This window comes from Gordonia sp. NPDC003429 (assembly GCF_053588575.1).
The window spans coordinates 450,580-463,973 of sequence record NZ_JBSFQF010000001.1 but is presented as its reverse complement, the minus strand read 5'-3'; the positions used below and the strand labels follow the sequence as shown (position 1 = coordinate 463,973).

Here is a 13,394-nt window from a genome sequence, read left to right as displayed (position 1 = left end):
CGGCTTCTCAATCACCTTCTCGATCACATTGGGCTTCTCCACCACCCGCTGCACGGTGTGATCAACCGGCTTCTCGATCACCTTCTCGATCACATTCGGGCTCTCTTCGATGTGCTCGATGACCTTGTCGACCACCTTTTCCACCGGCTTGTCGACGATGCGTTGCACGATCACTTCTTTGGGACGCTCAACGACCTTGACGACCGGCTTTTCGACCGTGACTTCAACGATTCGCTCAACCGGTTTTTCCACCGTCTTGTAGACGATTTTCTCCACCGGAACTTCGATGATCTTCTCGACGATCTTCTCGACCGGCTTTTCGACGATCACCTCGACGATCTTCTCGACCGGTTTCTCCACCACCTTCTCGACGATCTTCTCCACCGGGACTTCCACGACCTTGTCCACGACGTTGACGACGGGCTTCTCCACCAGACGTTCGATCGTGACCGGCTTCGCCTCGACGCGATCTTTGATGTCCACGATCAACTTCTCGACGAGCCGTTGCACCTCGGCGGGACGATCGACGACGTTGTCGACGACGTTGACGACGAGCTTCTCGACGAGTCGCTGCACCTCGGCGGGACGATCGACGACGTTGTCGACGATGTTCACCACCGGCTTCTCCACGAGTCGACGCAGTTCGACCGGCTTGTCGACCACATTGTCCACAATCGTGACCACCGGCTTCTCAACGGTTCGTTTGAGCGAGACGGGCTTGTCGACGATGTCGTCGTGCACCGTGACGACGGGCTTCTCCACCAGCCGCGCGACCGTGTGCTTCTTTTCCACCACGTTGTCCACCACGGACACGACGGGCTTCTCGACGAGCCTGCTCACCGTCGCCGGCTTGTCGACGACGTGATCGACGGTCTCGACCACGAGCCGCTCGACCTTGCGCTCGACCTTCACCGGCTTGTCGATCACCTTCTCGACGGGCTGCTCTACGAGCCGCTCGACCGAGTAGGTACGATTCACGACATTGTCGTTGACGTTGAGCGGCTGGTTCAAAAACTTCGGAGATTTGTCGTTGACCATGGTGGGTCTCCCATCGTTTTGCAGCGGCCTTTGCCAACCTTTTCCACGGATCGCCGCTTGTCTTTCTGGTTCGAATGCGGCACATTGTTCGATCGGTGCTGCTGAGATGAGTATGTGCATCCGGACAAGGACCAGACCCGCAGTGTCGCAATTCGTAGTCACCGCGTCGCCTAATGAAGGAACCGATTCTTCGATCTTTGGCAGCCGGATCCCGTTCGTCTTTCAAACGGTCGGCGAGTCCTTTGGGTGCGGACGGTGTTGGGCCCGAACAGATCACAGCGAATCCACAGGCACAGCCCAGATCGTCCGTATGCCGGTAGTTCACTCTGGAACACATCAACCAGAACAGCCTGCCAATTCCGGAGGTCAGCGCCATGAGACTCCATCACGACACCACCCGCGACGTGCCGCTCGTGGTGATCGACGACGATCCGGTCGTCGCCGACCACGCGCGTGCACTCTTTGCTGCCGGCCGGCCCATGGCCGTGGTGAGCAGCCGCTACTCCGACATCATGCCGTTCATGCTGCGCAACAACGGTCACACGGTGGCACTGGTTGCCGACGTCGACGACACCGCACAACTCGCCGAGGCCATCGTGCTCGTCGAACGCCGCCTCGGCCACGTCGCATCCGTCATCCGTTACGCGAGCGATCTCCCCACGGCCCGCCATCGGGCGGCTGGTTCGGCCACGGCGGCGTAGCGCCCTGCCGGGGCGGATAGGGCGGGTTGGCCGGGTAGGGCGGGTTGGGCGCATACCCGCCACCGGGCGGCTGGCCCCACGCCGGAGGCTGCGGCACAACACCTGCCGGAGGCTGCGGCACACCTGCCGGAGGCTGCGGCACAACACCCGCCGGAGGCTGCGGCGGCCGCGACTTCGTCAGCAGCAACCCGAGTCCGTCGAATGCCCACACGATGAGAACGCCACCCACGATCAGCAGGGTGTCGATCAGCCACCACGACAGCCACACCGGACGGACATCGATCTGCAGGTTCCCGTACTGGAGCCACCATTCGACACCGAAAACGTAAGGGATCACCACGATCAGCGATACGGCCGCCCATGGCGTCCGGCGGCGCGCAACGCTCCACGCGGCGATGTAGCCCGTCAAGAACAGCGCACCCGTCCCGTAGAACCAGGCGCGCGCGAAGGTCTGCTGATAGGCCCAGTCCAGGACGGGCGGTGCGGCGAGCACGTAGTGGGTGCCCAACACCGTCAGTGCCACCACCACCGACACGATGCGTCGGATCAGCCCGCGACCCCATATCGCCAAGACAACGACAAACAGGATGTCGGCAAAGAGGTACGACCCGTAGGCGGCCCACTCGTTGTGCCGGCCCATCGAGAACGCCGCGGCATAGAACGGGAGCCTCAGCAGGGGAAGCAGCGCACTCACGATGGTCTGCACCCACCACGGCAGGTTGTCGGGGAACCGGGGGCGGGACGTGCCCTGCTGCGGGACGGGAGGGCCGGGAAACGGTTGGCTCACGCCGTGATGATCGCACGGGTGCGGCAGGTGCGGTGATCGCCGCCGAAGGCCCTGCCCGCGCAACCCGACGAAAGTGCGCGTAAGGCACACGACAGCGCCGAGGCGCATGGTGGTGTCATGACAAGCACAACCACCACCAGCCCGGCCGCGTCGGCGCAGGCCTCGGCGCGCGGCGACCTGGCCATCGACGCGCACGGGCTGGTCAAGCATTTCGGATCGACCCGCGCGGTCAACGGAGTGGATCTGGCCGTGCCGACCGGCTCGGTCTACGGCGTGCTCGGCCCCAATGGCGCCGGGAAGACCACCACGGTCAGCATGCTCGCGACCCTGCTGCGGCCCGACTCCGGGACCGCCTCGGTGTTCGGCTTCGACGTCGTGCGCGACGCCGTGGCCGTGCGCTCGCTGGTGGGCGTCACCGGGCAGTACGCCTCGGTCGACGAGGATCTCACCGCAACCCAGAATCTCGTGGTGTTCGCGCGGCTTCTCGGGTTCTCGCGGCCGGCCGCCAAGGCCCGCGCCGCCGAATTGCTCGAGGAGTTCTCCCTCACCGAAGCCGCCGACCGCCCGCTCAAGAACTTCTCCGGCGGCATGCGCCGGCGACTCGATCTGGCGGCCAGCCTCATCGACACCCCTCCCCTGCTGTTCCTGGACGAACCGACCACCGGCCTCGATCCCCGCACGCGTGCGCAGATGTGGGAGACCATCCGCGCGCTGGTGCGCGGCGGTGCCACCGTATTGCTCACCACCCAGTACCTCGACGAGGCCGATCAGCTCGCCGACCGCATCGCCGTCATCGACCACGGCAGGGTGATCGCCGACGGCACCGCCGACGAGCTCAAACGCTCGGTGGGCGCGAGCACCCTGCAACTCACCCCCGTCGACCATGCGTTGACACCACGAGTGGCAGAGATCGTCGAATCAGTACTCGGCGAACAGGTCACGCTGAGCCCCGAAGCCGCACGTGTGACGGCCACACTCCATCACCCCGACCGCGTGCCCGACGTGCTGATCACGTTGCGTGACAACGGCATCGCCATCGACGAGATCAACGTGCAGAAGCCCAGCCTGGACGAGGTGTTCCTCACCCTCACCGGAAAACCGGCCGAATCCGACGACGACACCGCCGACCACCCCACCGCCGACGACCACACCACCCACAGCCACACCACCGACGAGGCAACCCGATGACCACCACAGTGACACCCGCAACCGCCGCGTCGCCGACAGCGATCAGCACACGCGACGTCCGCTCCCAGGCAAAACGGTCGGTGACGCTACGCGAAACCGTCTCACAGTCGTTCACCATGGCCTACCGCGGCATCCTGAAGATCCGGCACAATCCCGAGCAGCTCTTCGACGTGACGCTGCAACCGATCATCTTCACCGTGATGTTCACCTACATCTTCGGCGGCGCGATCAGCGGCAACGTGCACGCCTATCTGCCGGTGATCATCCCGGGCATCATGGTGCAGACGGTCATCACCACCTCGATCGTCACCGGCACCCAACTCCGTGAGGACATGGACAAGGGCGTCTTCGACAGGTTCAAATCCCTGCCCATCGCACGCATCAGTCCGCTCGCCGGTGCGCTGCTCGCCGACATGATCCGCTACCTGATCGCAGCCACTCTGACCATCGTGATGGGCATCATCATGGGCTGGCGACCCAACCCGCTGGGCGCCGTCGCCGCAGCGGCACTGGTGATCGTGTGCAGCTTCGCACTCTCCTGGATCTTCGCGCTGATGGGTTGCGTGATGAGCAAAGCCTCGGCGGTGCAGGGAATCTCGATGCTGGTCCTGTTTCCGTTGACCTTCCTGTCGAACGCCTTCGTGCCGCCGGACACCATGCCGGGCTGGCTGCGAACCTTCGTCAATGTCAATCCGGTCAGCCATCTGGTGACCGCGGTCCGCGAGCTCACCGCCAACGGTCACGCCGGCATACACGTGGTGTGGTCGCTGATCGGGGCGGCGGTGATCATCGCGGTCTTCGCGCCCCTGGCGGTGCGCGCCTACATGCGAAACACCTGATCAGACACCAACTCCTGATCAGACGACAGTTCTCGACGCCAGGACGGCCTGCAGTTCGTCGGTCGCCTGGCGTTGAGGCATTTCCACAACGCGATGCAACGCCCGCTCCCAGTCCGCGGAATCGAGTCCCGACACCTCTTCGCTGCGCCGCAGCCCCTCATCGAGGGTGCGATAGTCGCGGCGGGCGTACAGCTTTCGGGCCAGCGCAAGAAAACGAAGACCATCGCGGTGGGTGTCGGGCTCGGTACACCAGACGTGACCCAACGCCAACGCGGCCGTGCCCACCTGGGGCAGATCCCGCCAGCCCCAGTCGCTGAAGGTCTGCCGTACCCCGTCGGCGAGCAGCGGCACGAACTCCCGCGCTCGCGCCTCGGCGCCGACGAGCGAGAGACCGACGGTCGCCACCGAGAGCAGCATCACCAGTCCCGGGTCCTGGGCCCCCAACGGGTGTTCGCGGATCAGCAGCACACCGGCACGAAAGTACAACTCCTCGGCCACATCCCGCGCACCACGGGCGAGTTCGAGGTCGGCCAGCGCCACCATCGTCAGGCCGATGATCTCCGGGTTACCCTGCGGGTCGGGTTGCGACGGCGTCCAGCCGTCGCACACGATGTCGAGTTCGGTTGCCGCCTCGACGGTTCTGCCGAGCGCGGTCAACGACGCGGACCGATAGCACCGGGCCTGCAGTTCATCCTCGTCCGCCCCGAGCTGGTCGAGGGCAGCCACCGCGGCACTGTAGTGCGGTAGCGCCCGTGCCCACTGTCCCTGCTGACCGAGGATGCCGCCGAGCGTCATCTCATTCATCGCGATGAACCACTGGTCGGTGCGGTCACGGGTCATCTCGTGCAGTCGTAGACCGTCGGCCAGCGCACCGTCGAGGTGTCCGAGGTTCTCGCGCAGGCCCATACGCAGCCCGGTACCCGCGCGGGCGACGTCGTCGTGTGGTGAACGGGTGGCACGCACCACGTGCCGGACCGCGCCGAGCGCAGTGCGACTGAGCACCATAGCGCTCAGCAGCTCCATGGTGTCGGCGTACGTCTCGTCGGGCCGGTGCAGCCGGCGCAACGCGAGCCGAGCCACGCCGACGGCGCGCCCCACCTTGCGCATCATCATGTGCGACGTCCCCCAGAGCACCGCGGCCTGCCATCGATGCCGTTCGGCGTCATCGGGGGCCCGCGGCGGCGCCGGCAGCACCCGCAGGACACGCTCACCCCAGGTCAGCACCTCAACGTGCAGTCCGCGGACCGACCACAACGCACTCAGCATCGGATACACGCCGACGATGGTGTCGACCATCTCGGCATCGACCTCGGGAAGTTCGTCATAGCGACGCAGCCGCGGACTGTACTGCGACGCATGCGCACGGCGTAGCACCCACAACAGGTTCTCCACCTCTCGCGCAAGCGATTCGAGCAGCACACTGTCGGGCACATGTCGCTCGTAGGCGGCTTGCAGGTCGGTGCAGAAGCCGCGCGCCCACCGGGCCATCTCACGGTCGATGCCGGCGGATCCGGCGTCGGAGAGTTTGCTGTCGGCGAACTCGCGAACCGTTTCGAGCATCCGGTAGCGCATCTGGCCGCCGCTCTCGGCCACCGTCAGCAATGACTGGTTGACCAGCGCGTCGAGAACGTCGAGCAACGCAATACCGTTCTCCCCCAACACCACCGACGCGGCGTCGGTGGTGAATCCGGCCGGGAACCGGCTGAGCCGCCGCAGCGCGTCCTGCGCCCCCGGGTCCAGCAGTTCCCAACTCCACTCGATCACCGCATACAGCGTCCGATGCCGGTCGGGTGCGGTGGGGTCGGCGGCCCGCAGCAGTGAAAAGCGTTCGGCCAGAAGCGCACCGATCTCGTCGACGGTCATCGTCCGGGTGCGGGCGGCGGCCAGCTCGATCGCCAGTGGTAGTCCGTCGAGGTGACGGCACAGATCGGCCACCGCATCCGCGGGCAACCGCACGTCGGGGCGAACCGCCCGCGCGCGGGCGCCGAACAGTTCGACCGCGGGGCCGCCGGCGGCGATATCCAACGGCGGCAACAGATAGATCTGTTCGGCGCCCAGCATCAGCGGCGCCCGGCTCGTCACCACCACACACACCTGCGGGTCGGCGGCCAGCAGGTCGGCGACGACGCGCGCGCAGCGGCCGATCACCTGCTCGCAGTTGTCGAGGATGACCACGGCACGACGGCCGCGCAGGGCATCGACGAGGCGATCCTCGAGGTCGCCGACGGCCAGCCGGGGACGGCCGGAACCGCCGATATCGGTGTCACCGACGCCGAGCGCACCGGCGATCGCCGGCACCACGTCGTCGTCATTGCGGATCGGGGCGAGCGGCACATAGAACACCGTGGCGCCGTCGCCGGCGAGTTCGGCGCCGACACGGTTGGCCACCCGTGTCTTGCCGACACCACCGGGCCCCTGGATGGTGACCAGCCGCTGCCGGTCGAGAAGCCCACGGATGGCGGCGATGTCGTCGTCGCGGCCGACGAGTTCGGTGGTCTCCACCAGCAGACCGGTGGTGCGTGCCCGCCGCCGGGCCGCGCCGGTGGCGTCGTGACCGGGCGGGGGCGCCGCGGCATCGGGGCGGTCGGCCGAATCACTCTCGTCGAGCAGGCGGAGGTAGAAGTCCGACACCTGCCGTCCCGGGTCCACGCCGAGTTCGGTCGACAGCCGGCGCCGCAACCGCGTGTACACCGCCAACGCGGCGGCGATGCGTCCTTCACCGGCCAGTGCCCGCATCAGGTCGAGGTGCGCGACCTCATCGAGAGGGTCTGCCCGGCAATACTTCTCGGCAATCTGGCGGGCGGTCGCGAAGTCGCCCGCGGCCAGTGCGATCGGGAGTCGGCCGCGTTCGATTTGCTCGCCGAGTCGCGCCGCGCGCGCACGGAGTTCGCTCACCAGCCCGCCGGGTCGGTCGTCACCCAGGTCGTCGCCGGGAGTCCCGCGCCACCACTGTTGCGCGGCCCGCAGATCGGCTTCGGTGCCGCGCGAGAGCAGCTTCTCGACGATCTCGAGGTCCGTGCGGCAACCGACCAGGCGGTAGCCGTTTCCCGACGCCTCCACCGAGCCGTGCCCGAGGGTCTGCCGCAACCGGGAGATCTGGGTGTGCAGCGCGGCCCCCGGCGAGCGCGGCGGGTCGGCTCCCCATACGTCGTCGATGAGGCGTTCGGCCGACAGGGTGCGCCCGTCGGCCAGCGCCAGCGCCGCCAGCAGTCGCTTGGCCCGCACACCCGGGACCGGTCGCATCGACGGCGGCATCGCGGCAGCGTCGTCGCGGCCCTCGTCGGGCGAGAGCGCACCGATCTCGACCGGGCCGAGCAGGCCGATCAGTGTGTGATCGTCGGGGGCGGACACTGTGCAAGGTTAGCGCCACCAGCGAGCACCTATCGCCGAGCGCGCCTGCAACGCCGCCGCACGGTGTATGAATGTGGGTCATGGCCCGCAGCTATGAACTCGACCCCGTCGACCTCGATTTCTTCGACGCCGCGCCCACCGGCTATGTCATCGACGTGCATCTGCCGGTGTCCCCCGAGCGCGCCTGGGCGGAACTCACCCGCCAGCACACCCTGAACTGGTGCCGGGCCATCCGGTCGATCGAGTTCACGTCACCGCAGCCCTACGGGGTGGGCACCACCCGACGCGCCGGGCTGGGTCCGGGGGTGACGCTCACCGAGTACTTTTTCGACTGGGTGGAGGAGCCGTCAGAACACCACTACCGCAACGCTTTTCATGCTGTCACCGCGACCGTTCCCGGTATCCGGCGGTTCGGTGAGCTCACCGAGGTGACACCGGCCGACGTCGGCTGCCGACTCGTCTGGCGGTTCGGACTCGAACTCGCCACGTCGGCGAAGGCCGTCGCCCTGTTCTCCGCGCCCACCTCGGCGTCGGTGTTCAAGACCGTCGAGACCGACACCGTTCGGTACTTCGCCACCCTGCGACCGCAGCTCTGAGCGCCTCGCTCGCCGTCGTACGGTTCAGCGCAGGAAGCCTGCCTGCGCGAGCGCGGCCCGCACCGCACGCTGATGATCGGCCCCGCGGGTTTCGGCGCTGACCGTCACCTGCACCTCACCGAGTGCGAGGCCCTCGGCCACCCGCGAATGCACCACGTCGACCACGCTCGCCCCCTGCTCACGCAGCAACTCCAGCAGCGAGATCAGGCCGCCCGGGCGGTCGGGGATGATCGCGGTCACGGTGAGGAAGCGGCCCGACGCGGTGAGGCCGGCGGTGGTCAGCTGGGAGAGGACCAACGGGTCGATGTTGCCGCCGGAGGCGATGACGCACACCGGACCCCGCAGCGCGAGATCACGGTTCATCAGCGCCGCCACACCCGCCGCACCGGCGGGCTCCACCAGCAGCTTGGCGCGTTCGAGCATCAGCAGCAACGACGTGGCGAGCTCCTCCTCGGAGACCGTCACCACGTCGTCGACGAGTTCGCGGACATGGGCGAACGGCACCTCGCCGGGCAGGGCCACCGCGATGCCGTCGGCCATGGTGCTCATCCGGGCCGCCTTGATCGGCGACCCCTCGCGCAGCGACTGCGGCCACGCGGCGGCCTGCTCGGCCTGCACCCCGATGATCCGTACGTCGGGGCGGCGCTGTGTGACCGCTGCCGCCACACCCGCCAGCAATCCGCCGCCCCCGAGCGGCACGATGATCGACCCGACATCGGGCATCTGCTCGAGGATCTCGACGCCGACGGTCGCCTGGCCCGTCACGATGTCGACGTGGTCGAACGGATGGATCAGGACCGCGCCGGTGCGCTCGGCGTAGGCCCGCGCCGACACCAGCGATTCGTCGATCGTCTCACCCTCGAGCACCACCTCGGCGCCGTAGGCACGCGTCGCTGCGATCTTCGGTAGTGCCGCCCCCACCGGCATGTACACCCGCGAGGTGATGCCCAGCGAACTCGCCGACCATGCCACTCCTTGAGCGTGATTGCCCGCGCTGGCCGCCACCACACCGTTGGCCCGCTCACCCTCGGTGAGCCGCGAGATCCGCAGGTAGGCGCCGCGCGGTTTGAACGAGCCGGTGCGCTGCAGGTTCTCGCACTTGAGCCACACCTGAGACCCGCAGCGTTCCGACAGCACCCGGGAGGCCACCATCGGCGTGCGGCGGATCACCGGTGCCAGGGCGACGACGGCGTCGTCGATCTCCGATGGGGTGATCAGCATGCGATCAAGGTACGGCCGGAGCTACTGCAGTGCCTGCTCGAGGTCGGCGAGGATGTCGTCGACGTCTTCGATGCCGACCGAGAGCCGCACCAGGTTCTCGGGCACCTCCAGCAACGAACCCGCCGTGGAGGCGTGCGTCATCGCGCCCGGATGCTCGATCAGCGACTCCACCCCGCCGAGCGACTCCGCGAGGGTGAACACCTCGGTGCGTGCGCAGAACTTCTTGGCGTCCTCGATCCCGCCGCTCACCAGCACCGACACCATGCCGCCGAAGCGCTTCATCTGCTTGCCGGCCACCTCGTGACCCGGATGCAGCGGCAGACCCGGGTAGAGCACGCGGTCGATCTTGGCGTGTCCGGAGAGATAGTCGGCGACCTTCTCGGCGTTGTCGCAGTGCCGGTCCATCCGCACCGCGAGGGTCTTGATGCCCCGCATCGTGAGATACGCGTCGAAGGGACCGGGCACCGCGCCGGAACCGTTCTGAAGGAAGGCCAGAGCCGCGTCGAGTTCCTCGTCGTTGCACACCAGCGCGCCGCCGACCACGTCGGAGTGCCCGCCCAGGTACTTGGTGGTGGAGTGCAGCACCACATCGGCACCCAATTGCAGCGGCCGCTGCAGGTAGGGAGTGGCAAAGGTGTTGTCCACCACGAGCTTTGCCCCGGCATCGTGGGCCACGGCCGCCAGCGCCTCGATGTCGCCGACATTGAGCAGCGGGTTGGTGGGCGTCTCCACCCACACCAGCTTGGTCTGCGGGGTGATGGCCGCGCGCACCGCGTCGACATCGGTCACCGGCGCCACCGAATAGGTGATGCCCCACTGGGTGAACACCTTGTCGATGAGCCGGAAGGTGCCGCCGTAGGCATCGTTCGGGATCACCAGGTGATCACCCGGGCGCAGGGCCGCGCGCAGCATGGTGTCGGTGGCGGCCATACCGGAGGCAAAGCCGCGACCGTACGTGCCGCCCTCGATCGCGGCGACGTTGGCCTCGAGTACCCGTCGTGTCGGATTTCCGGTACGGGCGTACTCGAAACCGTCGCGCAGATTGCCGACGCCGTCCTGGGCGAAGGTGGAGCTGGCGTAGATCGGGACGTTCACCGCCCCGGTGCGCGGATCGGGATCGTATCCGGCGTGGATGGCGTCGGTGGAGAATCCGCGGGGCCGGACGTATCGGCTGCGCGGCTGCTGATCGGTCACGTGCACTCCTCGCTGGGCGGTTCAGCCCGCAGTGATGGTCGGGTGGGTGCTGACGAAAGCCAACAGATCGTGGCGGGTGATGACGCCGATCGGTTTGCCGTCCTCGACCACCATCAGGGCGTCGCTCTCCGAGAGCGCCTTGGTGGCCGCCGACACGGGCTCACCGGATCCGATGAGCGGGAACGGTTCTCCCATGTGCGCCGACACCGGGTCGGCGAGGCTGGCGCGGCCCTCGAACACCGCGCTGAGCAGATCGCGTTCGGTGACCGCGCCGGCCACCTCGCCGGCCATGACCGGCGGTTCGGCGCCCACCACCGGCATCTGCGACACCTCGTACTCCCGCAGGATCTCGATGGCGTCGCGCAGGGTCTCCGACGGATGGGTGTGCACCAGGTCGGGCAGGCCGCCGCTCTTGCCCCGCAACACATCGCCCACCAGCGGCTCGGCCCGCGACCCGTCGAGCGGGGTGCGCAGGAACCCGTAGCTGCTCATCCATTCGTCGTTGAAGATCTTGGCCATGTAGCCGCGCCCACCGTCGGGCAACAGCACCACCACCAGGGAGTCGGGTCCCTCACGCTGCGCCACCTGCAGCGCCGCCACCACCGCCATACCGCACGAGCCGCCGACGAGGAGACCCTCCTCCCGGGCCAGCCTCCGGGTCATGTCGAACGAGTCGGCGTCGGAGACCGCGATGATCTCGTCGGGCACGGTGGGGTCGTAGGCCTCGGGCCAGAAATCCTCGCCCACGCCCTCCACCAGATACGGCCGACCGGTGCCGCCGGAATACACCGAGCCCTCCGGATCGACGCCCACCACCTTGACGCGGCCGTCGGACACCTCCTTGAGGTAGCGGCCGGTGCCGGTGATGGTGCCGCCGGTGCCGACGCCCGCGACGAAATGGGTCACCTTGCCGTCGGTGTCGTTCCAGATCTCCGGGCCGGTGGTCTCGTAATGGCTCTGCGGTCCCGCGGGGTTGGCGTACTGGTTGGGTTTCCAGGCACCGTCGATCTCACGGACCAGACGGTCGGAGACGCTGTAGTAGCTGTCGGGATGCTCGGGCGGCACGGCGGTGGGGCACACCACCACCTCGGCGCCGTAGGCGCGCAGCACATTGCGCTTGTCCTCGCCCACCTTGTCCGGGCACACGAACACGCACTTGTATCCGCGTTGTTGCGCCACCAGCGCCAGGCCCACCCCGGTGTTACCGGAGGTGGGCTCGACGATGGTGCCGCCCGGCCGCAATTCCCCCGACTGCTCGGCGGCATCGACCATCCGCACCGCGATGCGATCCTTGCTGCTGCCACCCGGATTCAGGTACTCCACCTTGGCGGCCACCAGACCGGAGCCGGGCGAGGTCACCGAGTTCAGCTTGACCAGGGGGGTGTTGCCCACCAGATCGACGACATGATTGGCGATGCGCATGCGTCCATGGTCCCAGAGCGTCGGAAACAGGTCACATCCGAGTTCCGACTAAGCTGACGTCGTGTCCGAATCGCGTCGCGCCCTCCGCGATGTGGGAACGGCAGCCACGGCGACGGCCGCCGGCGCAGGTGCCACCTGGGCGGCCTACAACGTTCTGACGTGGCAGGCGCAGAAGGCGCGCACCGTCATCCCACACCGCACCGACAACGCCCCCAACGGCGACGGCCTGTACCTACCGGACGGTCGCGGACCGGTGCGTGTGTCCCGTGGTGACCGCGCCGACCTGCATCTGACGGTGTTCGGCGACTCCACCGCCGCCGGGCTCGGCGTGGATTCCGCCGAGGACACACCCGGGGTGCGGGTCACCCGGCGGGTGGTGGCCGAGACGGGACGCTCGATCCGCTTCAGCAACAAGGCCATCGTCGGGGCCACGTCGAAGGGGCTGGCCGCGCAGATCGACGCGATGCTCATCGCCGGTGAACGCCCGGATGTGGCGGTGATCCTCATCGGCGCCAACGACGTGACCGCGCAGAACGGGATCCGGGCGTCGGCGCAGCGTCTGGGTGCCGCAGTGCGCCGGCTGCGCGAGATCGACGCCCAGGTGGTGGTGGGCACCTGCCCCGACCTGGGGGTGGTGACCGCGATCCCGCAGCCGCTGCGCAGCGTCATCAGGCGGTGGGGACTGCAACTCGCAGCCGCCCAGCGAGGAGCAGTGCGTGCCGCGGGCGGGCGCGCCGTCCCGATGGCCGATCTGCTGGCCGAAGAGTTCAGGACCCGGCCCGAGCACATGTTGTCGGCCGACAATTTCCACCCGTCGGCCGCCGGCTACGAACTCGCCGCCGCCATCCTCACCCCCGAAGTGCTCGCCGCGATCGGCGAGTGGGGTCCGGGGCCGCTACCGGAGCCGCCCGAGGTGTCGGAGGCAGTGGAACAGGATCGGCTCGTCAACCGGCTGCGTCGATGGGGTGCACCGCTGGTCGGACTGTGACGATCGGACTGCGGTGACGATCCGACTGTGACGATCACCGCTCGTCACCGGTGCAGTAACGTGATCCAC

The 13,394-nt window shown here is 67.8% G+C and carries 10 protein-coding genes and 1 pseudogene; 5 read left to right on the top strand and 6 right to left on the bottom strand.

Annotated elements, in window-relative coordinates; translation table 11 throughout:
• A pseudogene (locus tag ACWDSI_RS02160) lies at positions 1 to 978 on the bottom strand (hypothetical protein); the annotation flags it as partial.
• 434 nt (positions 979 to 1,412) lie between these two features.
• On the opposite strand from ACWDSI_RS02160, the gene ACWDSI_RS02155 reads away from it, so the two are divergent.
• Positions 1,413 to 1,739 (top strand): hypothetical protein, encoded by a 327-nt coding sequence (locus ACWDSI_RS02155; RefSeq protein WP_449755522.1) that lies wholly within the window; start codon positions 1,413 to 1,415, stop codon positions 1,737 to 1,739.
• Here ACWDSI_RS02155 and ACWDSI_RS02150 read toward each other — a convergent pair.
• The gene (locus ACWDSI_RS02150; RefSeq protein WP_449755521.1) at positions 1,672 to 2,526 is read right to left on the bottom strand and encodes a hypothetical protein; all 855 of its coding nucleotides are present in this window, start codon (positions 2,524 to 2,526) and stop codon (positions 1,672 to 1,674) included. The genes ACWDSI_RS02155 and ACWDSI_RS02150 overlap by 68 nt on opposite strands.
• Before the next feature lie 117 nt (positions 2,527 to 2,643).
• On the opposite strand from ACWDSI_RS02150, the gene ACWDSI_RS02145 reads away from it, so the two are divergent.
• Positions 2,644 to 3,714 (top strand): ATP-binding cassette domain-containing protein, encoded by a 1,071-nt coding sequence (locus ACWDSI_RS02145; protein ID WP_449755520.1) that lies wholly within the window; start codon positions 2,644 to 2,646, stop codon positions 3,712 to 3,714.
• Positions 3,711 to 4,553, top strand: coding sequence for an ABC transporter permease (locus ACWDSI_RS02140; RefSeq protein ID WP_449748522.1), 843 nt, complete (start codon positions 3,711 to 3,713; stop codon positions 4,551 to 4,553). Before ACWDSI_RS02145 ends, ACWDSI_RS02140 begins: the two co-directional genes overlap by 4 nt.
• An 18-nt stretch (positions 4,554 to 4,571) precedes the next feature.
• On the opposite strand, the gene ACWDSI_RS02135 is transcribed toward ACWDSI_RS02140, so the two are convergent.
• A complete protein-coding gene (locus ACWDSI_RS02135; RefSeq protein ID WP_449755519.1) occupies positions 4,572 to 7,904 on the bottom strand; it encodes a BTAD domain-containing putative transcriptional regulator in 3,333 nt (1,110 codons plus the stop codon).
• An 80-nt stretch (positions 7,905 to 7,984) separates the two neighbouring features.
• Between ACWDSI_RS02135 and ACWDSI_RS02130 the strand changes: the two genes are divergently transcribed.
• A complete protein-coding gene (locus ACWDSI_RS02130) occupies positions 7,985 to 8,500 on the top strand; it encodes an SRPBCC family protein (protein WP_449755518.1) in 516 nt (171 codons plus the stop codon).
• Positions 8,501 to 8,524: 24 nt separating this feature from the next.
• Here ACWDSI_RS02130 and ilvA read toward each other — a convergent pair whose 3' ends face one another.
• Genes ilvA through ACWDSI_RS02115 form a run of 3 tightly spaced genes read right to left on the bottom strand, consistent with a single transcriptional unit; the run spans position 8,525 to position 12,337 of the window.
• Positions 8,525 to 9,721, bottom strand: coding sequence for a threonine ammonia-lyase (gene ilvA / locus ACWDSI_RS02125; RefSeq protein WP_449755517.1), 1,197 nt, complete (start codon positions 9,719 to 9,721; stop codon positions 8,525 to 8,527).
• Positions 9,722 to 9,742: 21 nt separating this feature from the next.
• Positions 9,743 to 10,915 (bottom strand): cystathionine gamma-synthase, encoded by a 1,173-nt coding sequence (locus ACWDSI_RS02120; protein WP_449748526.1) that lies wholly within the window; start codon positions 10,913 to 10,915, stop codon positions 9,743 to 9,745.
• 21 nt (positions 10,916 to 10,936) lie between these two features.
• Positions 10,937 to 12,337 carry a cystathionine beta-synthase gene (locus tag ACWDSI_RS02115; protein ID WP_449748527.1) on the bottom strand — a complete coding sequence of 467 codons (1,401 nt, stop codon included), beginning with the start codon at positions 12,335 to 12,337 and terminating at the stop codon, positions 10,937 to 10,939.
• 61 nt (positions 12,338 to 12,398) lie between these two features.
• Between ACWDSI_RS02115 and ACWDSI_RS02110 the strand changes: the two genes are divergently transcribed.
• The gene (locus ACWDSI_RS02110; protein WP_449748528.1) at positions 12,399 to 13,325 is read left to right on the top strand and encodes an SGNH/GDSL hydrolase family protein; all 927 of its coding nucleotides are present in this window, start codon (positions 12,399 to 12,401) and stop codon (positions 13,323 to 13,325) included.
• The last annotated feature ends 69 nt before the right edge of the window (positions 13,326 to 13,394 follow it).